A 20,884-nucleotide genomic window follows, 5' to 3' on the forward strand; every position below is an offset into this window, starting at 1 on the left:
CGCCTGCGGGAACGCGCACGGGGCGCCCGCGGACCGGCGCCGGGATGCCCCGGGCCGGTGTCGGGACGCCCCCGGGGGCGGCGCCAGGCCGCCCCCGGACTGCCGTCAGAGCGCCACCGTCGCCCGGAAGACCGTGCCCTCTCCCGTCAGTTCCACACGCTCGCCGGCCGGTACGAAGGCCGACTCGCCGGGCGCGAGCGTCAGGTCCGTACGAGAGCCCGCGTCCGTACGAGAACCCGCGTACGTTCCAGAACCCGCGTCCGTACCAGAGACGGAACCGCCCTCCGAACCCGTACCGCTCGCGTGCAGAGCAACCGTTCCTGCGGTGCACAACAGAATCTGCGGCGTGCGGTCGCCGAGGACGCGGGCCGCCCCGCCCGGCGCCAGGACGAAGCGCGAGAGCCGGAACTCGTCGGTCGGGGTCTCGTAGACCTCCTCGCCCGACGCCGTGGCCTCCTCCGGCCGCAGCACCCCCGCGTCGCGGGGCGCGAAGCGGACCACCCGCAGCAGTTCCGGTACGTCCACGTGCTTGGGGGTCAGCCCGCAGCGCAGCACGTTGTCGGAGTTGGCCATCAGTTCCACGCCGAGGCCGCCGAGGTAGGCGTGCGGGATGCCGGCGCCCAGGAAGAGCGCTTCGCCGGGCTGCAGCCGTACGTGGTTGAGGAGCATGGCGGCGAGCACGCCCGGGTCGCCCGGGTAGTGGTGGGCGATGGCGGCGTACGCGGCGTAGGAGTCGGCGTGCGGGCCACCTTCGCCGGCCAGGCGCCGGGCGGCGGCCGCGGCCTGTTCGACGGTTTCGGCCGTCGCGTCGCGGTCGGCGCCCAGTACGGCGGTGAGGACTTCGCGCAGGGCGGCGTCCTCCGGGGCGGCGCGCAGGATGTCGGCGTACGGCTTGAGGGCGCTGACGCCGAGGCCTTCGAGGAGGGTGGCGGCCTCGGCCGGGTGCCGGAAGCCGCAGAGCCCTTCGAAGGGGGTGAGGGCGCAGATCAGTTCGGGCTTGTGGTTGGCGTCCTTGTAGTTGCGGTGCGGTGCCTCGGCGGGGATGCCGCGCTTCTCCTCGTCCGCGTAGCCCTCCTGGGCCTGGGTCAGGTCGGGGTGGACCTGGAGGGACAGTGGGGAGCCGGCGGCGAGCAGCTTGAGCAGGAAGGGCAGGCGGGGGCCGAAGGCGCGTACCGCGTCGGGGCCGAGTTCGCCTTCCGGGTCGGCGGCTATGACGTCGGCCAGCGAGACCGGGCCGGTGCCGCGGTCGGTGCGGGAGGGGGCGCCGGGGTGGGCGCCCATCCACATCTCGGCCTGGGGTTCGCCGGTCGGTTCGGTGCCGAGGAGTTCCGGGATGGCGGTGGCGGAGCCCCAGGCGTAGGGGCGCACGGTGTTGGTGAGGCGGTCCATGTGGCGGGCTTCCTGATTCTTCGTCTGCGGTCGGGCTGCTGCCGGGGCGCGCTCAGGTCTCCCGTGCGCCCGGTGGCCGCGGCCGGGTCCTCATGTTCCCTCGGTGCCGGCGAGCGCGAGGTAGACGGCGGCGAAGTCCGTGACGGCGAGGAGTTCGGCGGCCCGTTCCAGGGCGCTGCCGCCGTCCGGTTCCAGTTCGCTGACGGGGGTGTCGTGCTCCAGCGCCAGTTCGCGGGCGGCGGGCGCGGCGGAGAGCGGTCCGGTGGCTTCCTCGCGGAGCAGGACGACGCGGGCGTGCAGGGCGGTGGGCTGGTCGACGCGGTCGCGGAAGAAGTCGTCCGGGTCGGCGCCGGCCGCGAACGGGCCGGCGAGCAGCGCGCCGTGCGTGGTCATCGTCTCGGGCAGTTCGCCGGCGAGGGCGGGCCGGCCGGCGAGTCCGGCCAGGACGGTCGCGAAGTGCCGGCCGACGGCTCCGGAGACGGTGCCCTCGGTCCAGATCAGCGGGAGCGCGTCGGCGAGTTCGGCGGCGAGGGTCTTGGCGGGGTTGGAGTACGTCTCGATGGCGGGGCCGCAGCGTTCGGCGACCTGGTCGAGGCGGTCGGCGAGCTGTTCGAGCAGGTCGGAGGTGGCGCTGAGCAGGCCGATCCGGTCGGCGAGCGCGAGCATCGGGATGAGCAGCGACCAGAGGGTGCCGGGGGCGGCGGGCGGCGCGCCCTCGACGTCGAACTCGGCGTCGTACGGCGTGGTGGCCAGCGGTACGGGCAGACCGCGGGCCTGGACGACGGCGTCGGCGAGCGGGCCGCCCGCCGGGGTGACGGCGACGACGGAGCAGCCGCGGCGGTAGGCCTGCTCGACGAGCCGCGCGAGTCCGGGGTCGGCGCCGTCCGGGCCGGCGATCAGCAGCAGGTCGAGCGGTCCCGACCAGCCGGGCAGGGTCCAGCGCAGGGCGCCGGGGCGTGCCGCGACGCCGGTGGGCAGGATGAGGGTGACCGGGCAGGTGCCGCCGCCGAGGGCGCCGAAGAGGTCGGCGACGCAGGCGGCGGCCGGTGCCGGGCCCGCCACCAGGACGGTGCGGGGCCGGCCGTCGGGCCGCAGGTCGGCGATGCCGGACTCGGCGGCGTTACGGGCGGCGGTGCGCACCCGGGCCCCGGATTCGGCGACGCCGCGCAGCAGTCCGTAGCGGTCGGCGCCGGCCAGCGCTTCGGGTGCGTCCAGCAGGGACTCGTCGAGCATGGTGTGCGCTGCCTCCGATCGCCGGTACGGGCGGGGTGGGGTCCGGACGGCTCCGGTGCCCGGGTCAGGCGGGGCGGCGGGCCTCGTCCACCAGGAGGACGGGGATGCCGTCCCGGACGGGGTAGGCGAGGCCGCATTCCGTGCCGGTGCACCGCAGCTCGGCCGGGTCGGCGTCCGACCGGTCCGCCAGCGGGGCGTGGCACGCCGGGCAGGCGAGGATCTCGATCAGGCTGGCGTCGACCGGCATGGGGGCTTCTCCTTCGGCGGAAATACGGCACTGCCAGCGTACCGCCGGGGCGTGCGGCGGGACGCGCCGCAGGTGGGCGGAGTGGGGCCGGGCGGGGCCCGGCCCCTGGTCCGCTCGGCCTTTCACCCGCGAACGATCGCCAGCACCTCGTCGCGCACCCGCTCGACCGTCTCCTGGTCCCGGGCCTCGACGTTCAGGCGGAGGAGGGGTTCGGTGTTGGAGGGGCGGAGGTTGAACCACCAGTCGGCGGTGCTGACGGTCAGGCCGTCCAGCTCGTCGAGTCCGGTGCCCTGCTCGCCCTCGTAGGCGGTCTTCACGGCGGCGAGGCGGCCGGTCTGGTCGTCGACGGTGCTGTTGATCTCGCCGGAGGCGGCGTACCGGTCGTACTGGGCGACCAGTTCGGACAGCGGCCCTTCCTGGCCGCCGAGCGCCGCCAGGACGTGCAGGGCGGCGAGCATGCCGGTGTCGGCGTTCCAGAAGTCGCGGAAGTAGTAGTGCGCGGAGTGTTCGCCGCCGAAGATGGCGCCGGTCCGGGCCATCTCCCCCTTGATGAAGGAGTGGCCGACGCGGGTGCGTACGGGCGTGCCGCCGTTCTCCTTGACGACCTCGGGGACGGACCAGGAGGTGATGCAGTTGTGGATGACCGTGCCGCCGGGGTGCTTGGCCAGTTCGCGGGCGGCGACCAGGGCGGTGATCGCGGACGGGGAGACCGGGTCGCCGCTGCCGTCGACGACGAAGCAGCGGTCCGCGTCGCCGTCGAAGGCCAGGCCGATGTCGGCGCCGACCTCGCGGACGCGCGCCTGGAGGTCGGTGATGTTCGCCGGGTCCAGGGGGTTGGCCTCGTGGTTCGGGAAGGTGCCGTCGAGTTCGAAGTACAGGGCGTCCAGGTCGATGGGCAGGCCCTCGAAGACGGTGGGGACGGTGTGGCCGCCCATGCCGTTGCCGGCGTCCACCACGACCTTCAGGCGGCGGATGCCGGAGAGGTCGACGAGGCGGCGCAGGTGGGCGGCGTAGTCGGCGAGGACGTCGTGCTGGGTGATGGTGCCGGGGGCCGCCGCGGGCTCCGGGGCACCGCCGTCGCGCCACTGCTCCACGAGGGCGCGGATGTCGGCGAGGCCGGTGTCCTGGCCGACCGGGGCGGCGCCCGCCCGGCACATCTTGATGCCGTTGTACTGGGCGGGGTTGTGCGAGGCGGTGAACATCGCGCCGGGCAGGTCCAGCGCGCCGCTGGCGTAGTAGAGCTGGTCGGTCGAGCACAGGCCGATCTCGGTGACGTCGGCCCCGCGCGCCGCGGCGCCGCGGGCGAAGGCCCGGGACAGGCCGGGTGAGGAGGGCCGCATGTCGTGCCCGGTCACGATGGCGTCCGCTCCGGTCACCTGGGCGAAGGCCGCGCCGAACAGTTCGGCCAGCGGCTCGTCCCACTGGTCGGGGACCACACCGCGCACGTCGTACGCCTTCACGATCTGCGACAGATCAGTCACAGCCAGCCCTCCTGATGTCATGACGGGGACCCAAACCTACCCGTACGAGGCCGGCGGGAGGCGGGTTCGGGGGTGGGTTCGGGGTGGGGTCCGGCAGCCCGGGTCATCTTGTGTCCCGCGCCGCGGTGGATCAATCACGGACGAAAGTCCCCTCCCCCAGCCCCGCTCCGCCCCTTCCCGCTGCCGCTCCCCCTCGCTTCCCGCCCCTAAGGCAGCATCCACCCCAGTACGGCCGTGCTCTGCCCCACCACGATCAGACACATCACCAGCAGCAGCCCCAGGCTCCACGGCAGCACCTTGCGCAGCAGGTCGCCCTCGCGTCCGGCCAGGCCGACCGCGGCGCAGGCGATCGCCAGGTTCTGCGGGGAGATCATCTTGCCGAGCACGCCGCCGGAGCTGTTGGCCGCGGCGAGCAGGACGGGTGAGAGGCCGGACTGCCGGGCCGCGGACACCTGGAGGGCGCCGAAGAGGGCGTTGGCGGAGGTGTCGGAGCCGGTGACGGCGACGCCGAACCAGCCGAGGACGGGCGAGAGGAAGGCCAGTCCGGCACCGGCGGCGGCGACGAAGTGGCCGATGGCGGCGGCCTGTCCGGAGAGGTTCATGACGTAGGCGAGGGCCAGGACGGAGGTCACGGTGAGGACGGCCAGGCGCAGTTCGCGTACGGTCGCGGCCCATTCCCGTACGGCGGTGGCGGCCCGTACGCCCAGTACGGCGGCGGTCAGCACGCCGGCCAGCAGGACCAGCGTCCCCCCGGTGGCGAGCAGCGGGAGCGAGAAGACGTTGCCGACGGCCGGTTTCCCGTCCGGGCCCGCGACGTCCAGGAAAGGCCAGTCGAAGGTGCGGGTCGCCCGCGCGAGGAGGTCTTTGACGGGCGGGGCCTGGGCGAGGGAGAAGACGGCGACGATCAGGGCGTACGGCGCGTAGGCGCGGACGATGTCGGCGCGGGAGTCGCGGACGTCCAGGTCCTCGCTGCGGGCGCCGGTCAGGACGGCGGCCCGTACGGGTTCGGAGGCGGGTCTGCGGGCGCCGGGTACGGCGACGAGGGCGGCGGCCCCGGCCAGGGCCGCGCCGATGTCGGCCAGTTGCGCGGAGACGTAGTTGGCGGCGGCGAACTGCACGGCGGCGAAGGCCAGTCCGCAGGCGAGCGCGGGCGCCCAGGTCTCGCGCAGGCCGCGCCGCCCGTCGACCAGGAACACCAGCAACAGCGGTACGACGAGGGCGAGCAGCGGGGTCTGGCGGCCGACGACCGGCGCGACGGCGTCCAGTGGCAGGCCGGTGACCTGGGCGAGCGTGACGACAGGGGTGCCCATGGCGCCGAAGGCGACCGGCGCGGTGTTGGCGACGAGCGCGACGACGGCGGCCCGTACCGGGGAGAAGCCGAGGGCGACCAGCATCACCGCACTGATCGCGACGGGCGCCCCGAACCCGGCGAGTGCTTCGAGCAGCGCCCCGAAGCAGAAGGCGATGACCAGGGCCTGGACGCGGGGGTCGGCGGAGAGCCCGGAGAAGGAGCGGCGCAGGACGTCGAAGTGCCGGGTGCGGACCGTCATCCGGTACACCCACAGGGCGTTGACGACGATCCACAGGATGGGGAACAGGCCGAAGAGCACGCCCTGCGCGGCGGCGGACAGGGCCTGCCCGGCGGGCATGCCGTAGCCGAGGCAGGCGGTGGCGAGGGCGACGGCGAGGCCGGTGAGTCCGGCGCGGTGGGCGCGCATCCGTACGGCGCCGAGCAGGACGAGGACGGCGATCAGCGGGAGGGCGGCGACGAGCGCGGACAGGGCGAGCGAACCGGCCACGGGTTCCAGCGGCTGCACGAACTCCCGCTGCGGTGCGGACACACGGCCTCCCGGTGGGCAGCTTCCCCGTCACTTCCGCCATACGGAAGCGGATCTTTCGGGGGTGGAGGCATGGTGGTGCCCGCGGCGAGGCGGCGTCAATGGCGCGGGCGGAAGTGACGAAGTGACGGGCGTGGCAGGGAAGACGGGGGGCGGGAGCGACCGGGATCCGGCGTCGGAACCCGGTCGCCCTGCCCCGGACCTCAGTTGTCCGGCGACCGCAGCACCCGCAGATGTCCCCGGCGGGCGACCTCCATCGGGTGGGCGTCCCGCCCGTTCGGTCCGCTGACCTGGGGGCCGTTGCCGCCGCCCGCCGCGCGTTCCTGGGGCCGGGCCGCCTCGCGCACCGCGTTGGCGAGCGCTTCGAGGTCGTCGCCGCTGGGGCGGGCCGGGCCGGTGTCGGTGGCCAGCCGCACGACTTCCCAGCCGCGCGGCGCGGTCAGCCGCTCGGAGTGCTCGGCGCACAGGTCGTAGCAGTGGGGCTCGGCGTAGGTGGCGAGCGGTCCGAGCACGGCGGTCGAATCCGCGTAGACGTACGTCAGCGTTGCGACGGCGGGGCGGCCGCACGCAGTGCGCGAACAGCGACGTACAGGGCTCACGACGTTGGACGGTACCGCACTCTTGAGCGGGCCGCGATGACTCTCCACGACCTCACCCGACCGTGTCGTCCCGGTTCGTCCGGTGCGCCTGACCTGCGGGCGCCCGGGCCGAACCGTGCGGTGCGCACTGCGCCGGACGGCGCAGGGCGTCGAAACCCGTCACGACTCTGTACATTTCATGTCATTCCCCATGTCCTTCCCGGTCCGATGCATGGCCGCAAGCGGACTCGACGAGCCTACGACCGGTCGCTCGACGACATGGCACCGGATCCGCCGCTCTCCCGCGCCACCTGCCCCGGGACGGTTACGCTCGGTTCTGATGGACAGCCCCGTACCTCCTCCGGCCGACGCCGGAGGGCCCTCCGCACCGGCCGGCACCGGCGGCACCCCCGCCGCGCCCGGCGGCGCCACGCGGCCGCCCGCCCCGGCGGGGCCGCGCCCGCGCCGCCGCGACCGGCACGGCCGCGGGATGCGCGGCCCGGTCGCCCCGCCCCAGGTGCCGCTCTCGGTGAGCCGCGCGGATTCCTTCGTCGACCTGGTCTACGACTCACGGGACCGGCTGGAACGGCGCTGGCCGCAGCTGGCGGACGTCGACTTCCTGGTCGTCGAGGTGCCCGGGTTCGGCCCCGACGGGGACGCCGGGCCGGCCGCCGACGAGGAGACGGTGCCGCTGGGCCGGCTGCTGCCCGCCACCGGCGACCAGGCGGAACGGGTGGTCGTCTACCGCCGCCCGGTCGAGATCCGTACCAAGAACCGCGACGAGCGGGCCCTGCTGGTCCACGAGGTCGTCGTCGAACAGGTCGCCGAGCTGCTCGGCCTGGCGCCGGAGTCGGTCGACCCGCGGTACGGGCAGGACTGACTCCGGGCCCGACGCGAGCGCCCGGCGACCGCCCCTCACTTCAGCAGCAGCCCGAGATCCTCCCCGCCGTCGGCACCACCACCGTCCCCCGGTCGTCCGGGAGCGTCTGCACGGTGAAGGCGGGCAGGCCGCCCTGGGGCAGGGCCAGGGTCCGTGCCGCGTGGACCGGGCCGCTGCCCGCCGCCGGGGTGACGGTCAGGGCGTACGAGCCCTTGAGGCCCTGCGGGCGCGGCGGTTCCACGGCGAGGGTGCTGCCGCCCTTGACGGTGTACGTCTTCGACACCGGCGTACCGCCCCCGCTGCCCGCCGACGCGGTGACCGTGACCTTGGCGTCCTTGCCCTTCTCCGGCGCGACGAGGGACAGCGTGCCGCCCTTGTCGCGGTTGTCGGCGACGGTGGCCCGGTCGCCGACCGGCCCGGTCGCCGGGATGAAGGCCATCTCCTGCTTGTCGCCCTTGCCGCGGGTGACCCGGAGGGCCACCGCGACGGGCGCCTTGGAGCCGTCGGCGGGGGTCAGCACCAGCGAGCCCGCCTCGCCCTTGGTGAGGTCCTTGAGGTCGGCGGAGGCCGTCATGCCGCTCTTGACGTGCAGGGTCTCCAGTCCGGCCGGGGTGATCAGACCGTTCGGGGTGGCCAGCTGCACCTTCAGGTCGGCGTCCTCCTTGCCGGGCGCGACGGCGACGAGGTGGACGCCGGTGGCGTCGGCCGGGATGCCCGGCAGGACCGCGCCGGGCGCGGGGTCGGCCGCCGCGGGCAGCCAGTCGCCGCCCAGTTTCGCGTCGGCGGCCTGTACGGAGGCGCCGACGCGGCCCTCCCGCGCGCCCACGTGCAGGGCCGCGTCCTGGACGGGCGTGCCCGTCAGGGTGGAGAGCAGGACGGGCACGGTGGAGTGCGGCGGGACGGTGACGTTCTCGCCGGAGGAGGACTTCAGCGGGCCGTCCTTGCCGCGCAGGTCGAGGTCGACGACGGCCGGGGTGTCGTCGGGGTTGGTGAGGTGGATGTAGTCCTGGCGGTCCTTGGCGGTGCTCACGCCGGGGAACCAGAAGTCGGTGTCGGGCGCCGCGCAGGACAGGCCGAGCAGGCCGCGCCCGTTGCCGGCCGCGACGCTGGTGGTCTGCTGGACGGTCCAGCCGGGCGCGAGGGCGCCGTCGGCGGATCCGGTGAGGGCGGGGGCGTCCGCGCGGTCCGTGGTCGCGGTGACGGGGGTGCCGGCCTTCTTCAGGGGCGCGACGGGGGCGGCGCCCGCCTGCGCGCCCTGCTGCCCCTGGCCGGCGCCCGCCTTGCCCTTTCCGTCCTGCCCGCCCTTCCCGTCCGGCTGCTTGCCGGACGGTGCGGGCAGCAGCCCCGCGGTGCCCTCGGAACCGGTCTTGCCGCCCGTCCCTTCGGGGGTGAAGGCCGTGTACGTGGTCTCGCCGACCTCCGACGAGGTGGGCGGCGGGCACAGCAGCGCGGACCGTTCGACGGGCCGCCGGGAGGCGCCCTGGGCCGTGGTGGCGCCCGGTGTGTCCGGTGTGGCGACGGCGGCGACTCCGGTGACCGCGCCGAGGGCCACGGCCGCGCCGATCAAGGACATGATGGTGCGCTTCACTGCTGGTCGCTCCCGTCACGGCGGGGCTCGCGGTAGGAGCCGGGGTGCGTCGTGCCGTCGTCGTAGGGCTGCTGCTGGTGCGGCGGCTGCTGGGATGGCTGCCAGCCGTAGTGGTACGGGTCGTAGGCGCCGGGCGGGTAGGGGGCGGCGGCCTGGTCCGGGTCCGCCGGGGCGGGGCCTGCCGCGTCCGCGTACGGCTGCCCGTGCTGGTTCTGTCCGTACTGGTTCGGCCCGTACTGATCCGGTGTGTACTGATCCGGTGCGTACTGGCCCTGCCCGTATCCCGGCTGTTGCTGCCACTGGCCGGACATCTGCTGCTCGTACCCCTGCTGCGGGTCGTAGCCCTGCTGCCCGTACCCCTGCTGCTGCTCGAACCCCTGCTGCTCCTCGTAGCTCTGCTGCTGCGACACGGCCGCGTACGGGTCGGCGGTCGGGGCGGCCATCGGATCGGCCGTCGGATCGGCGGCGGGAGGCGCCGCCGGGGCGGTGACCGGGTCTTCTCCGGGCCGCGGGCCCGGGATGCCCGGCACCGCGCCGTCGGGGGCGGCGGCCTGGGCGGCCCGCAGCCGCCGTGCGCGTCGGCCCTCGCCCGAGGCGGCCTCCGCGGGCACCGCGGCCACGCCGTCCTCGGGCAGGTCGTCGTCGATCTCGCGGCGGCGGCCCGGCAGGGCGAGCACCACCAGGACCACGGCGAGCAGGCCCTGGGCCCACAGCCACGCGGTGTGGCCCATGGGGTCGTCGTAGGTGAGGTCCAGGCGGCCGCCGGACGCGGGCAGTGCGAAGCCCTGCGCCCAGCCGTCGACCGTGACCGGCTTCAGCGGCTTGCCGTCGAGGGTGGCCTGCCAGCCCGCGTCGGCGGTGTCGGCGACGCGCAGCACCCGGCCGTCGGCGCCGTTGGGCACGTCGGTGTGGGCCGCGACGGGTCCGGCCGGGACCGGGACCGGTGCGGTGGCGCGGCCCGCGCGCGTGCCGTCCTTGGTCTCCCCGGGCACGATCGAGACCCGTGAGACGCGCTGGTCGACGCGCCACAGGGCGCTGCCGTCGTCCTGGCTGAGGCGGGTCAGGCCGGGGGTGGCGTCCAGGACGCGGCCCATGGCGCGGGGCGCGCCGTCGCGGACCAGGAGGTAGCGGATCGCGTAGCCGCCGAGCTGGTTGGTCTGGTCGGCGCCGGAGCCGGCGACGAGGTTGGCGACGATGCCGCCGAGCCGCTGGTCCTCGCCGGTCTCGGTGGCGAGGTCGGCGTCGCCGAGGCGGGCGCCGGAGCCGCGTACCAGGGTGTACGCGACGTGGCCGGCGTCGCCGTCGAGGACGAGGGTGCGGGCCTGGTCGACGGAGCCGGTGTCCTCGGCGACGAAGGCGGGGACCTGTACGGGGTCGCGGCGCTCCAGCGGCCCGGCCGCGCCGGTGATCATCCAGCTGGCCGCCGCGTACAGCGGTGCGAGCAGTGCGGAGATGGCGATCAGGACGGCGACCGGCTGTTTCCAGCCGAAGCCGAGGGTCTCCATACGGGAGCGGATGCCTTCGGCGCCGACGGCGGCGGCGCTCAGCAGCGCGAGCCCGTAGACGAGGACGGCGGGGCCGGCCCAGGCGGAGCGGTTGGCGAGCACGGCGAAGAGCAGGCCGGTCACGGCCACGGCCCAGGCGATGCGGACCGCGCGCTGCCGGTCGTCGCGCAGGGTGGCGGCCAGCGCGGCCAGCACGATGCCGAGGAGCAGCACGCCGCCGGCGGCCTTCGGGCCGCCGGGGCTGATGCCGACCAGGTCCAGTACGGACGCCGATCCCGTGCCGAGGTCCAGTCCGGCCTCGCGGAAGAAGCGGGAGGGGTGGGCGAGCAGGGACAGCGACCAGGGCGCCAGGACGACGAGCGGGGTGGCGGCGACGGCGAGGAACCGCAGGGCGTAGGGCAGGAGCAGGCCGCGGTTGCCGTCGAGGGCGCGCAGGACGAGCAGGGCGATGCCGAGGAGGACGGCGACGGGCCAGACGACCGGGGTGAAGGCGGTGGTGAAGGTGAGCAGCAGCGCGTACGCCCAGGCGGCGCGCCAGCTCGGCCGGGTGCCGGGGGTCAGCCGCAGGCCGCCGGCGGCGACGGCGGCGCGTGCCGTGAGCGGCAGCAGGATCGCGAGGACGGCGGTGCCGATGCGGCCGCCGGCCAGGGCGCCGGTGGCGGCGGGCAGGAAGGCGTAGACGACGCTGCCCCAGGCGCGCAGCAGGCGGGAGGTGACCAGCGGGCGGGAGGCGAAGTAGGCGCTCAGGCCCGCGAGCGGTACGGAGCACACCAGCAGGACGGTGACGGCCAGTTTGGTGCTGCCGAGGAAGAGGGTGGCGACGAGGGCGAGGACGGCGAGGTAGGGGGCGCGGCGGCGGTGCTGCCGGTGCCGGTGGCGTGCCAGCCGTCGAGGTAGCTGGTCCAGAGTTCGCCGAGGCGGTCGGGGGCGGGCAGCAGGGCGCCGCCGGTCAGGGAGCCGGAGCCGAGGAGGGAGCGGCAGGCGATGAGCGAGACGGCGAGCAGGAGGAGGAAGAGCACCGGGGCCGGGCGGCGGGCGATCCGCTTGAGCCGGGCGAACTGCTCGATCTCCAGGTAGTCGGCGTCGTCGCCGCCGGGTCCGGATTCGACGGCGCCGTGCCGTCCGGCGGAGGCGGCTTCGGGGGCGGAGCGTCCGGCGAGGTTGCCGGCGACCTGTTCGACGGTGGCCCGTACGGTCGCGCCGGGTGGCGGGAAGAGCGGCCGCAGTTCGCTCGCGTCCGTGGCGGGGCGGCCGCGTTTCCTGCGCGCGGCGAGGATCGCGCCGGGGCGCAGCAGGGTGCCGATGAGGCCGGCGAGTTCGTCGAGGGCCTGGCCGGGGGCCTTGCCGACGAGGTAGGCGAGGACGCGCAGCAGGGTGCCGAGGACGATGCGCAGGGCGACGTACGGGAGCAGGGCGCCGCGGGTGTTGGCCAGCAGGGTGTAGACGGCGCCGGCCTTGTCGACGCGGTGGGGGCCGGCGGTGGAGCGGCCGACGCAGTCGATGGGGCGGCGTTCGCGGGCGGACGCCTCGGCGTGCCGCAGGACGGCGTCGGGGGCGACGAGGACCTGGTGGCCGGCGGCCTGGGCGCGCCAGCACAGGTCGACGTCGTCGCGCATCAGGGGCAGGCGGCGGTCGAAGCCGCCCAACTGCTCGTACACGTCGCGGCGGATGAGCATGCCCGCGCTGGAGACGGACAGGACGGGCCGTACCTGGTCGTGCTGGCCCTGGTCCTGTTCGCGGCGGTCCAGGCCGGTCCAACGGCGGCCGCTGCGGGCGATGCTGACGCCTGCTTCGAGGAGCTGGCGGCGGTCGTACCAGCTGCGGAGCTTGGGACCGACGACGGCGGTGGAGGGGCTGGAGTCGGCGACCCGCAGGAGTTCGGCGAGCGCGTCGGGTTCGGGCGCGCAGTCGTCGTGCAGCAGCCACAGCCACTGGACGGGTTCGCCGTGCGGGAGTTCCGGGAGGTCGTAGGCGTCGTCGCGCCAGGTGCGGGCGACCGGGTCCCAGCCGCTGGGGCGGCGCAGGTACGGCAGGTCGTCGGGGCCGGGGACGGGGGCGGCGCGGACGGCCTCGTCGACGGCGGTGCCGAAGCCGGAGCGGCGGGCGAGGTGGAGCACCCGGTCGTCGCCGAGGGCCTCGCCGAGCAGCCGGGCGGAGGCGTCCGCGCTGCCGGTGTCGGCGCCGAGGATCTGCTGCGGCGGGCGTTCCTGGCCGAGGAGTCCGGCGAGGACGTCGGGGAGCCAGCGTTCGCCGTCGTGGGAGACGAGCACTGCGGTGACGACGTGCCGGGGGAACTCGGGGGTGCCGTCGTGGTATTGGGCGGCGGCTTGCGCGGCCTGGCCGGCCGGCTGACTGTGCACGGACATCGAGGTAGGGGCCCTCCCCGGGGGTCTCGGGGTCCTCCCCCGGCATAGCGCTGCGCTGTGGACTGCGACGGACGGCGACGCGGTGCGGCCGACGGCACGGGTCGTGGCCGGGTGCCGGTCAGGGCGTCGGTGCGCCTCGGACGCGGCCCCACACTAATGCTTCGGCGGTGCGGGTCCGTCTGCCGCGTACACAGCGGTCCGCCTCCGGCACGTGGGCTGCGGAGGCGGACCGTTGTCTATGGGGGGATATACGGAGAATCGGTGGCCCGGCAGCCGGGCCGTCGCGTTGGACGTCAGACCGCTGCCTTCTTGAGCCGGCGCCGCTCGCGCTCGGACAGTCCGCCCCAGATGCCGAAGCGTTCGTCGTTGGCGAGGGCATATTCAAGGCATTCGGAGCGGACCTCGCACGCGAGACAGACCTTCTTGGCCTCGCGGGTGGAGCCACCCTTCTCCGGGAAGAAGGATTCGGGGTCGGTCTGGGCGCACAGCGCGCGCTCCTGCCAGCCGAGCTCCTCGTCCGCCTCTTCGACCAGCAATTCCTGGAACAGCTCGGTCATGTGCGCCCCTCGTCTGTCTTTGCGTCCCCGTGATGCAGCCGTTACCGATGACGGCTGAACGACACGAGTGAAATTACAAGTGTGCCGATCCGGGCCAGTCAAGCCGAGATCTGCTATTGGGCCCCTTATTCACTCTGCGGAACCAAGCCTATGCAGAAAGTGTTCAAATCGGCAAAAAACAGGACACTTCCTCACCCGCATCACCCGTAACTTCCCTCTCACACCCAAGGACGCGACGGGCGGCGCGGCCGTTGCACCGCGTCCACCGAAGCGGGCCAGGTCACATTCAGATCACGAGACCGCAACGGCGCCCGGGAGTGCGCGGTTGTCGCCCGTGTGCTCAGCACCTCGCCTGCACAAACCTTTCGCCGCTCGCAGTAACCGGATGAGGTGAAACATTTCCCCCAAAGCAGACACCCGGTTGACATGCGGCCGAGTACCCGGTCTCCTTGCAGGCATGCCAGCGATTCCCGCGCTCCGCCTGACCCGTTCCTACGGGTCCCGCTGCGCTGCCCAGGCCCGCTGTCGCTGTTCCAGCTGTTGACGCCACCGAGCTCCAGCTTCTTCTCCCCGCAGTTCACGCAGCACTCGCCGTACCCGCGGCGACCGCCGCACCCCGCACGGTTCCCGTGCCCGCCGCGCGCCGCCCGCGCCGCGGCGCTCCCCGTCTGCGCCACCTGAGCACCTTGCCGAGGAACTTCCGCACATGAACAGCGATGTCCAGATCGCCGGCGACCCGCTGGCCGTCCCGCACCTGCTCCCGCCCGTCCCCGCGCACCCCTCCACCGTCGCCGGGTTCGCCGGACTCGCCCGTGAGATCGCCGCCGACCGGGCCCGCTGGGCCCCGCTCGTGCGCTACGACGCCACCACCCGCTGGTACCACCGGCTGCGCCAGGGGCCGGGCTACGAGGTGTGGCTGCTGAGCTGGCTGCCGGGACAGGGCAGCGGACGGCACGACCACGGCCCGTCCTCCGGCGTGCTGACCGTTCTGGAAGGTGAATTGAGCGAGCGCACCACGGGCGGGAACCGGACGCTGACGGCCGGCGCGCAGCGCGTCTTCGCACCGGGGTACGTCCACGAGGTCGTCAACGCCGCGCTCGTACCCGCCGTCAGCCTGCACGTGTACTTCCCCGGCCTGACCGACATGCCGATGCACAGCGCCCGCTGCGCGGCGGACGCCTCCCCCGCGGCTGTCGCCCCCTGACCTCCGCACCCCCGACCGCCTCCCGCCGGACGGCCGCCCCCTGACATGCTGGGACCATGCGCATTGTGGTTCTCGCCGGCGGCATCGGCGGCGCCCGCTTCCTGCGGGGTGTGAAAGCAGCGGCGCCGGACGCCGACATCACGGTCATCGGCAATACCGGTGACGACATCCATCTGTTCGGGCTGAAGGTCTGCCCCGACCTCGACACCGTGATGTACACGCTCGGCGGCGGCATCAACGAGGAACAGGGCTGGGGCCGGGCCGATGAAACCTTCCGGGTGAAGGAGGAGTTGGCGGCGTACGGGGTCGGGCCCGAGTGGTTCGGACTCGGCGACCGCGACTTCGCCACCCACATCGTCCGTACCCAGATGCTCGGCGCCGGCTATCCGCTGAGCGCGGTGACCGAGGCGCTGTGCGCGCGGTGGAAGCCGGGCGTGCGGCTGCTGCCGATGTCCGACGACCGGGTGGAGACCCATGTCGCCGTGGACGTCGACGGCGAGCGCAGGGCCGTCCACTTCCAGGAGTACTGGGTGCGGCTGCGCGCCTCGGTGGACGCGCACGCGGTGGTGCCGGTCGGCGCCGAGCAGGCCAAGCCCGCGCCGGGCGTGCTGGAGGCCATCGCCGAAGCCGACGTGGTGCTCTTCCCGCCGTCCAACCCGGTGGTGAGCGTCGGGACGATCCTGGCCGTACCGGGCATCCGGGAGGCGATCGCGGACGCCGGGGTGCCGGTGGTCGGGCTGTCGCCGATCGTCGGGAACGCGCCGGTGCGCGGCATGGCGGACAAGGTCCTCGCCGCGGTCGGCGTCGAGTCGACGGCCGCCGCGGTGGCCAAGCACTACGGCTCCGGGCTGCTGGACGGCTGGCTCGTCGACACGGTGGACGCGGGCGCGGTGCCCGAGGTCGAGGAGGCGGGCATCCGCTGCCAGGCCGTACCGCTGATGATGACCGGCCTGGACGCGACCGCCGCGATGGCCCGTGCGGCGCTGACGCTGGCCGAGGAGGTCCGCGCGTGAGCGGCTTCGGGCCCGCGCCGGCCGCCACGAGCGGCCCCGGGGCGGCCCCGGCCTACCGGGTGTGGGCGCTGCCCGGCATTCCCGAGGTGCGGGACGGCGACGACCTCGCCAAGATCATCGCGGCCGCGGCGACCGCCGACGGACTGCCCGGGCTCGCCGACGGCGACGTCCTGCTGGTGACCTCGAAGATCATCAGCAAGGCCGAGGGCCGGATCATGGAGGCCACCGACCGCGAGGCGGCCATCGACCAGGAGACCGTACGGATCGTGGCGCGCCGCGGCACGCTGCGCATCGTCGAGAACCGGCAGGGCCTGATCATGGCGGCGGCGGGCGTCGACGCCTCCAACACGCCGGCCGGGACCGTCCTGCTGCTGCCCGAGGACCCGGACGCCTCGGCGCGCGCCATCCGCGACGGGCTGCGGGAAGCGCTGGGCGTACGGGTCGGTGTCGTCGTCAGCGACACCTTCGGGCGGCCGTGGCGCAGCGGGCTGACCGATGTCGCGATCGGCGCGGCCGGGGTGCGGGTGCTGGACGACCTGCGCGGCGGCGTGGACGCGTACGGCAACCCGCTCAGCGCGACGATCGTCGCCACCGCCGACGAACTGGCCGCGGCGGGCGACCTGGTGAAGGGCAAGGCGGCCGGGCTGCCGGTGGCGGTGGTCCGCGGGCTGCCGCACGTGGTGCGCGAGGACGGCGCGGACGGCGACCCGGACGACGCCGGGGCCCGGGACCTGGTGCGGTCCGCCCCCGACGACATGTTCCGGCTGGGCACCTCCGAGGCCGTACGGGAAGCGGTGACCCTGCGGCGTACGGTGCGCGAGTTCACCGACGACCCGGTGGACCCCGGCGCGGTACGGCGCGCGGTCGCCGCGGCCGTCACCGCGCCCGCGCCGCACCACACCACCCCTTGGCGGTTCGTGCTGCTGGAGTCCGAGGGCGCCCGCACCGGGCTGCTGGACGCCATGCGGGACGCCTGGATCGCCGACCTGCGCGGGGACGGTTTCAGCGAGGAGTCGATCGCCAAGCGGGTGCGCCGGGGCGACGTGCTGCGCAACGCGCCGTACCTGGTCGTGCCGTGCCTGGTCATGGACGGCTCGCACACGTACCCGGACGCGCGGCGCAACGCGGCCGAGCGGGAGATGTTCGTCGTCGCCAACGGCGCGGGCATCCAGAACTTCCTGGTCGCGCTGGCCGGGGAGCGGCTGGGGTCGGCGTGGGTGTCCTCGACGATGTTCTGCCGCGACGTCGTACGGGAGGCGCTGGACCTGCCGGCGGACTGGGACCCGATGGGCGCGGTGGCCGTGGGCCGCCCGGCGGCGCCGCCGCGGCCCCGGCCGGACCGCCCGGGGGACGCCTTCGTGACGGTGCGCTGAGCGCGCCCGCGGTGCCGCGCCCGGCCGTCGCTACAGCCGGGCGATGTCCCCCACGGGGAAGCGCGGGGCGCGGCGCGGCAGGGTCCGGCCCGACAGCAGGATGAAGCGGGCGGCGCGGTGCCGCTGGCCCTCGTACGGGGCGAGCAGGCCGAGCATCTGCTCGTCGGTGCCGTCCCGCCGCCCGGTCAGCGCGTAGCCGACGATGCGCGGCAGGTGCAGGTCGCCGACGGTGATCGCGTCGGGCGCGCCGTTGGAGCGCTGGAGCGCCTCGGCGGCCGTCCACGGGCCGATGCCCTGGACCAGCTGGAGCCGGTGCAGCGCGTCCGGGAGGTCCATGGCCGCGGCCTCTTCGAGGCGGCGGGCGACCCGTACGGCCCGCACGATCGTGGCCGAACGTTTGTGGTCGACGCCCGCGCGGTGCCACTCCCACGACGGGATCAGCGCCCAGCCGCGCGGATCGGGCATCACGCGCAGCCGCTCGAACGGGCCGGGCGCGGGCTCGCCGTGCCGCTGGAGCAGCAGGCGCCAGGCGCGGTACGCCTCGTCGGCGGTGACCTTCTGCTCCAGGACCGAGGGGATCAGCGATTCCAGGACCAGGCCGGTGCGGGCGAGCCGTACGCCGGGGTGGCGGCGGCGCGCCTCGTGGACCAGGCGGTGCCGCGGGGTGAACGCCGCCGGGTCGTCGCCCTCCCCCAGGAGGGCGGGCAGCCCGTCCAGCATCCACTCGGCGCCGGGCCCCCAGGCCTCGGCCTCGACCTGTCCGGCGCCGGGCCGCTCCCGTACGCACAAGGTGGCCGGCCCCTGCGGCGTACGGCTGGCCCGCCAGACCGCGCCGTCCACCACCCGGAACGCCGGGTCGCCGGGGCCGCGGCCGAGTACGCCGAGGGTGCGGCGCAGGTCGTACGGGCCGGGCGGGGCCCAGGTGCGGCGGTGGGGGGCGGGCATCCGGCCAGGGTAAGTGATGCGGGCGGGCGGTGGCGGGGGCCCAGGTTCCGGAGGGGTTCCGGAGGAGTTCCCGAGGGGGCTGCCCGGCGTCCCGGGTGGTGCCCGTGTGCCGCCGCTGTGCCGCCCTCCGGCCTACTGGTCGGAGGAGAAGCGGACCGAGGCCGCGGGTATCTCGGCGTCGCACCACACCCGTATGCCCTCGCGCAGTTCGTTGTCGGCGCCGACGCGGGCGCCGTCGCCGATGACCGCGCCTTCCAGCACCGTGCGCGCCCCGATGTACGCCCCCGCGCCGATCAGGGAGTCGCGGACGCGGGCGCCCGGCTCGACGACGGCGCCCTCCAGGACAGCGCTGCCGTCGACGCGCGCGCCCGCGCCGATCCGGGCGCGGGGGCCGACGGCCGAGCCGCCGGTGATCTTGGCGTCGGGCGCGACATCGGCGGTGTCCATGACCAGGCGGTCGCCGCAGCGGCCGGGGACGGCCGGGGACGGGGCGCGGCCCAGCACCAGGTCGGCGGAGCCGCGGACGAAGGCGTGCGGGGTGCCCAGGTCGAGCCAGTAGGTGGAGTCGACCATGCCCTGGAGGTGGGCGCCGCTCTCCAGCAGGCCGGGGAAGGTCTCGCGTTCGACGGAGACCGGGCGGCCGGCCGGGATGGTGTCGATGACCGAGCGGTTGAAGACGTAGGCGCCCGCGTTGATCTGGTCGGTGACGATCTCCTCGGGCGCCTGCGGCTTCTCCAGGAAGGCGGTGACCCGGCCGGTCCCGTCGGTGGGCACCAGGCCGAACGCGCGCGGGTCGGCGACCTTGGTCAGGTGCAGGGAGACGTCGGCGCCGGTGGTGCGGTGGGTGTCCACCAGTGCCTCGATGTCCAGTCCGGTGAGGATGTCGCCGTTGAAGATCAGGACCGGGTCGCCGGGTGCCGAGTGCAGGCGGGAGGCGACGTTGCGGATGGCGCCGCCGGTGCCCAGCGGCTCCTCCTCGGTGACGTACTCCAGGTGCAGGCCGAGCGCGGACCCGTCGCCGAAGTACGGCTCGAAGACCTCGGCCAGGTAGGAGGTGGCCAGCACGATGTGCTCCACACCCGCGGCGCGGGCGCGCGCCAGCTGGTGGGTGAGGAAGGGGACACCGGCGGCCGGGACCATCGGTTTGGGCGTGTGCACCGTCAGCGGGCGCAGCCGGGTGCCCTTGCCGCCAACCAGGAGGATCGCTTCAGTCACCTTGGCTTCTCTGCTTCCTGCTGGGGTCGGCCGGTCGGCGGACCAGTGTAGGCAGATACTTTCGAACGGACTTTCAGCGCCCCTGGAGGCGGGCCGCCGAATGGCGCGCGGTGCCGAGCTTTCTGTACAGGCGGTCGCCGGGGCACTTGGTGTTGAACCCGTCCCGGTGCCCCGAGATGGCGTGCAGCTTAGCCCTGGTGCCCTTCTTGAACCGGTTGCCGCCGCCGGACACGAGCGTCGTGACGGCGCGCGGGTCGACTCCGTACAGGCCGAGCTTCCAGGCCGTCAGTTTCGCCACCGCGGAGACGGACGCGGCGGACGGATTTGCATTCTCGAACGTCCCGAGGACAGCGATGCCCATGCTGTCCTCGTTGAAACCGCGGGTGTGCGCGCCCATCACCGGCTTGGTGACGCCGCCCGCGCGGCCTTCGTAGACGGTGCCGCACTTGTCGATGAGGAAGTTGTAGCCCATGTCGCGCCAGCCGCTGCTCTTGACGTGGAAGCGGTAGATGCCGCGCAGCACCGCGGGGCCTGCCGGCACGAGTAGTTGTTGCCGGTGGCGCTGTGGTGGACGAAGGCCGCCCGGACGCTCTTGGTGTAAGCGAATTCCCGCTCGCGCAGCCGCTCGTCGGCGCCCCAGCCGGCCCGGGTGACGATGGCCGGGCGCGGGCCGACGTGGGAGCGGGGGGTGGTGGGGCGTGAGGTGGCGGTGGGCCGGGGGTGGGCTCGTCGTCGTAGTCGTCGCCGGGGCCGGCGGGCTTGCCCAGCGCGGGAAGGCGGAAGACGCCGAGCAGGGCGTCGAGGGCGGAGCCGACGGTTCCGGTGTTGCGGGGCGGCTTCGGGCGGCCTGCGCCGGAGGGCTGTTCGCCGGTCCGCGCCGCCCGCACCTGCGGGGTGTCCTGGCCGGGGTCGACCAGCTCCAGGCGCATCCCGGCGGGCAGGGCGCGGCGTACGGCCGTCCGGGCGCCGCCGTCGCGCTCGCGTTCCGGGACGACCCGCAGTTCCACGGCGTCCGAGGCGCCGACCCACAGGGGTGCGGTGCTGCCCCGTACGGAGCCGCCCCGGCGCTCGGCGGACCGCGGGTCGGGGGCGTCGTCGTCATGGGCCTGGACGTCCTGCCAGCCGGACCAGCCGGTGCTGCCGACGGGGCGGGTGCGGACCTGGACGTCGCCGTGCAGTTCGGCTGCCGGGTCGTCCCAGACGACTCCGACCAGCGAGAACGGGGCGACGCCGCGGGCGGACAGGCCCTGGGCGCCGGAGGCCGCGCTCCGGGCCGAGGTGTGCAGGGGGCGCAGGGGCAGGGAGCGGGTGCTGCCGGGGATGCCGGCGGGTACGGCCCGGGCGGAGGTGGCGGCGGGGGCGGTGACGGGTGCGGCGGTGGTCGCCCCGGCGGGCAGGGCGAGCGGGAGGGCGAGGGCCGCGGTGCACGTCACGGCGATCGAGGTAGCAAGAATGGCACGCATGGAGAAAGC

General features: G+C 74.8%; 14 protein-coding genes and 2 pseudogenes. 4 read left to right on the forward strand and 12 right to left on the reverse strand.

Annotated features, from left to right (window positions below; genetic code table 11):
• Positions 1-105: 105 nt before the first annotated feature.
• The 6 genes from manA to ACEXOX_RS19935 form a co-directional block, all read right to left on the reverse strand.
• Positions 106-1,389 (reverse strand): mannose-6-phosphate isomerase, class I, encoded by a 1,284-nt coding sequence (gene manA / locus ACEXOX_RS19910; RefSeq protein ID WP_406522238.1) that lies wholly within the window; start codon positions 1,387-1,389, stop codon positions 106-108.
• Between the two features lie 90 nt (positions 1,390-1,479).
• Positions 1,480-2,622 (reverse strand): SIS domain-containing protein, encoded by a 1,143-nt coding sequence (locus ACEXOX_RS19915; RefSeq protein ID WP_406522239.1) that lies wholly within the window; start codon positions 2,620-2,622, stop codon positions 1,480-1,482.
• A 64-nt stretch (positions 2,623-2,686) separates the two neighbouring features.
• Positions 2,687-2,869, reverse strand: a complete 183-nt coding sequence (locus ACEXOX_RS19920) for a Trm112 family protein (RefSeq protein ID WP_030021694.1) — start codon at positions 2,867-2,869, stop codon at positions 2,687-2,689.
• Between the two features lie 122 nt (positions 2,870-2,991).
• Positions 2,992-4,350: a phosphomannomutase/phosphoglucomutase gene (locus ACEXOX_RS19925; RefSeq protein WP_406522242.1), complete on the reverse strand. Its 1,359-nt coding sequence runs from the start codon at positions 4,348-4,350 to the stop codon at positions 2,992-2,994.
• A gap of 206 nt (positions 4,351-4,556) precedes the next feature.
• Entirely contained in the window at positions 4,557-6,191 is a 1,635-nt protein-coding gene (locus ACEXOX_RS19930) for an L-lactate permease (protein WP_406522243.1), read from the reverse strand.
• A gap of 200 nt (positions 6,192-6,391) precedes the next feature.
• The gene (locus ACEXOX_RS19935) at positions 6,392-6,835 is read right to left on the reverse strand and encodes a DUF3499 domain-containing protein (protein ID WP_078624427.1); all 444 of its coding nucleotides are present in this window, start codon (positions 6,833-6,835) and stop codon (positions 6,392-6,394) included.
• A gap of 271 nt (positions 6,836-7,106) precedes the next feature.
• Here ACEXOX_RS19935 and ACEXOX_RS19940 point away from each other — a divergent pair, with 271 nt between their 5' ends.
• The gene (locus tag ACEXOX_RS19940) at positions 7,107-7,646 is read left to right on the forward strand and encodes a metallopeptidase family protein (protein WP_406522245.1); all 540 of its coding nucleotides are present in this window, start codon (positions 7,107-7,109) and stop codon (positions 7,644-7,646) included.
• Between the two features lie 40 nt (positions 7,647-7,686).
• Here the strand turns inward: ACEXOX_RS19940 and ACEXOX_RS19945 are convergent, their stop codons facing one another.
• The 3 genes and pseudogenes from ACEXOX_RS19945 to ACEXOX_RS19955 form a co-directional block, all read right to left on the reverse strand.
• Positions 7,687-9,234: a DUF5719 family protein gene (locus tag ACEXOX_RS19945; RefSeq protein WP_406522247.1), complete on the reverse strand. Its 1,548-nt coding sequence runs from the start codon at positions 9,232-9,234 to the stop codon at positions 7,687-7,689.
• Positions 9,231-13,105: pseudogene (locus ACEXOX_RS19950) on the reverse strand (glycosyltransferase). The gene ACEXOX_RS19945 and the pseudogene ACEXOX_RS19950 overlap by 4 nt, the downstream one beginning before the upstream one ends.
• Before the next feature lie 293 nt (positions 13,106-13,398).
• Positions 13,399-13,662 carry a WhiB family transcriptional regulator gene (locus tag ACEXOX_RS19955; protein WP_003983763.1) on the reverse strand — a complete coding sequence of 88 codons (264 nt, stop codon included), beginning with the start codon at positions 13,660-13,662 and terminating at the stop codon, positions 13,399-13,401.
• A gap of 706 nt (positions 13,663-14,368) precedes the next feature.
• On the opposite strand from ACEXOX_RS19955, the gene ACEXOX_RS19960 reads away from it, so the two are divergent.
• Genes ACEXOX_RS19960 through ACEXOX_RS19970 form a run of 3 tightly spaced genes read left to right on the forward strand, consistent with a single transcriptional unit; the run spans position 14,369 to position 17,252 of the window.
• Positions 14,369-14,866: a cysteine dioxygenase gene (locus tag ACEXOX_RS19960; protein ID WP_406522248.1), complete on the forward strand. Its 498-nt coding sequence runs from the start codon at positions 14,369-14,371 to the stop codon at positions 14,864-14,866.
• 56 nt (positions 14,867-14,922) lie between these two features.
• The gene (cofD, locus tag ACEXOX_RS19965; RefSeq protein WP_406522250.1) at positions 14,923-15,879 is read left to right on the forward strand and encodes a 2-phospho-L-lactate transferase; all 957 of its coding nucleotides are present in this window, start codon (positions 14,923-14,925) and stop codon (positions 15,877-15,879) included.
• A complete protein-coding gene (locus tag ACEXOX_RS19970) occupies positions 15,876-17,252 on the forward strand; it encodes a coenzyme F420-0:L-glutamate ligase (protein WP_406522251.1) in 1,377 nt (458 codons plus the stop codon). Before cofD ends, ACEXOX_RS19970 begins: the two co-directional genes overlap by 4 nt.
• Positions 17,253-17,282: 30 nt before the next feature.
• On the opposite strand, the gene ACEXOX_RS19975 is transcribed toward ACEXOX_RS19970, so the two are convergent.
• The 3 genes and pseudogenes from ACEXOX_RS19975 to ACEXOX_RS19985 form a co-directional block, all read right to left on the reverse strand.
• Positions 17,283-18,197: a DNA-3-methyladenine glycosylase family protein gene (locus ACEXOX_RS19975; RefSeq protein WP_406522253.1), complete on the reverse strand. Its 915-nt coding sequence runs from the start codon at positions 18,195-18,197 to the stop codon at positions 17,283-17,285.
• A 132-nt stretch (positions 18,198-18,329) separates the two neighbouring features.
• On the reverse strand, positions 18,330-19,412 hold the full coding sequence (locus tag ACEXOX_RS19980; RefSeq protein ID WP_406522255.1) for a sugar phosphate nucleotidyltransferase: 1,083 nt from the start codon (positions 19,410-19,412) through the stop codon (positions 18,330-18,332).
• A gap of 73 nt (positions 19,413-19,485) precedes the next feature.
• A pseudogene (locus ACEXOX_RS19985) lies at positions 19,486-20,875 on the reverse strand (peptidoglycan recognition protein).
• Positions 20,876-20,884 lie beyond the last annotated feature (9 nt).

Source organism: Streptomyces sp. Ac-502, from assembly GCF_045222935.1.
GTDB lineage: Bacteria > Actinomycetota > Actinomycetes > Streptomycetales > Streptomycetaceae > Streptomyces > Streptomyces monomycini.

Coding starts and splice junctions, on each gene's coding strand:
- manA (WP_406522238.1), bottom strand. CDS start 1,389: ATGGACCGCCTCACCAACACCGTGCGCCCCTACGCCTGGGGCTCCGCC.
- ACEXOX_RS19915 (WP_406522239.1), bottom strand. CDS start 2,622: ATGCTCGACGAGTCCCTGCTGGACGCACCCGAAGCGCTGGCCGGCGCC.
- ACEXOX_RS19920 (WP_030021694.1), bottom strand. CDS start 2,869: ATGCCGGTCGACGCCAGCCTGATCGAGATCCTCGCCTGCCCGGCGTGC.
- ACEXOX_RS19940 (WP_406522245.1), top strand. CDS start 7,107: ATGGACAGCCCCGTACCTCCTCCGGCCGACGCCGGAGGGCCCTCCGCA.
- ACEXOX_RS19955 (WP_003983763.1), bottom strand. CDS start 13,662: ATGACCGAGCTGTTCCAGGAATTGCTGGTCGAAGAGGCGGACGAGGAG.
- ACEXOX_RS19960 (WP_406522248.1), top strand. CDS start 14,369: ATGAACAGCGATGTCCAGATCGCCGGCGACCCGCTGGCCGTCCCGCAC.
- cofD (WP_406522250.1), top strand. CDS start 14,923: ATGCGCATTGTGGTTCTCGCCGGCGGCATCGGCGGCGCCCGCTTCCTG.
- ACEXOX_RS19975 (WP_406522253.1), bottom strand. CDS start 18,197: ATGCCCGCCCCCCACCGCCGCACCTGGGCCCCGCCCGGCCCGTACGAC.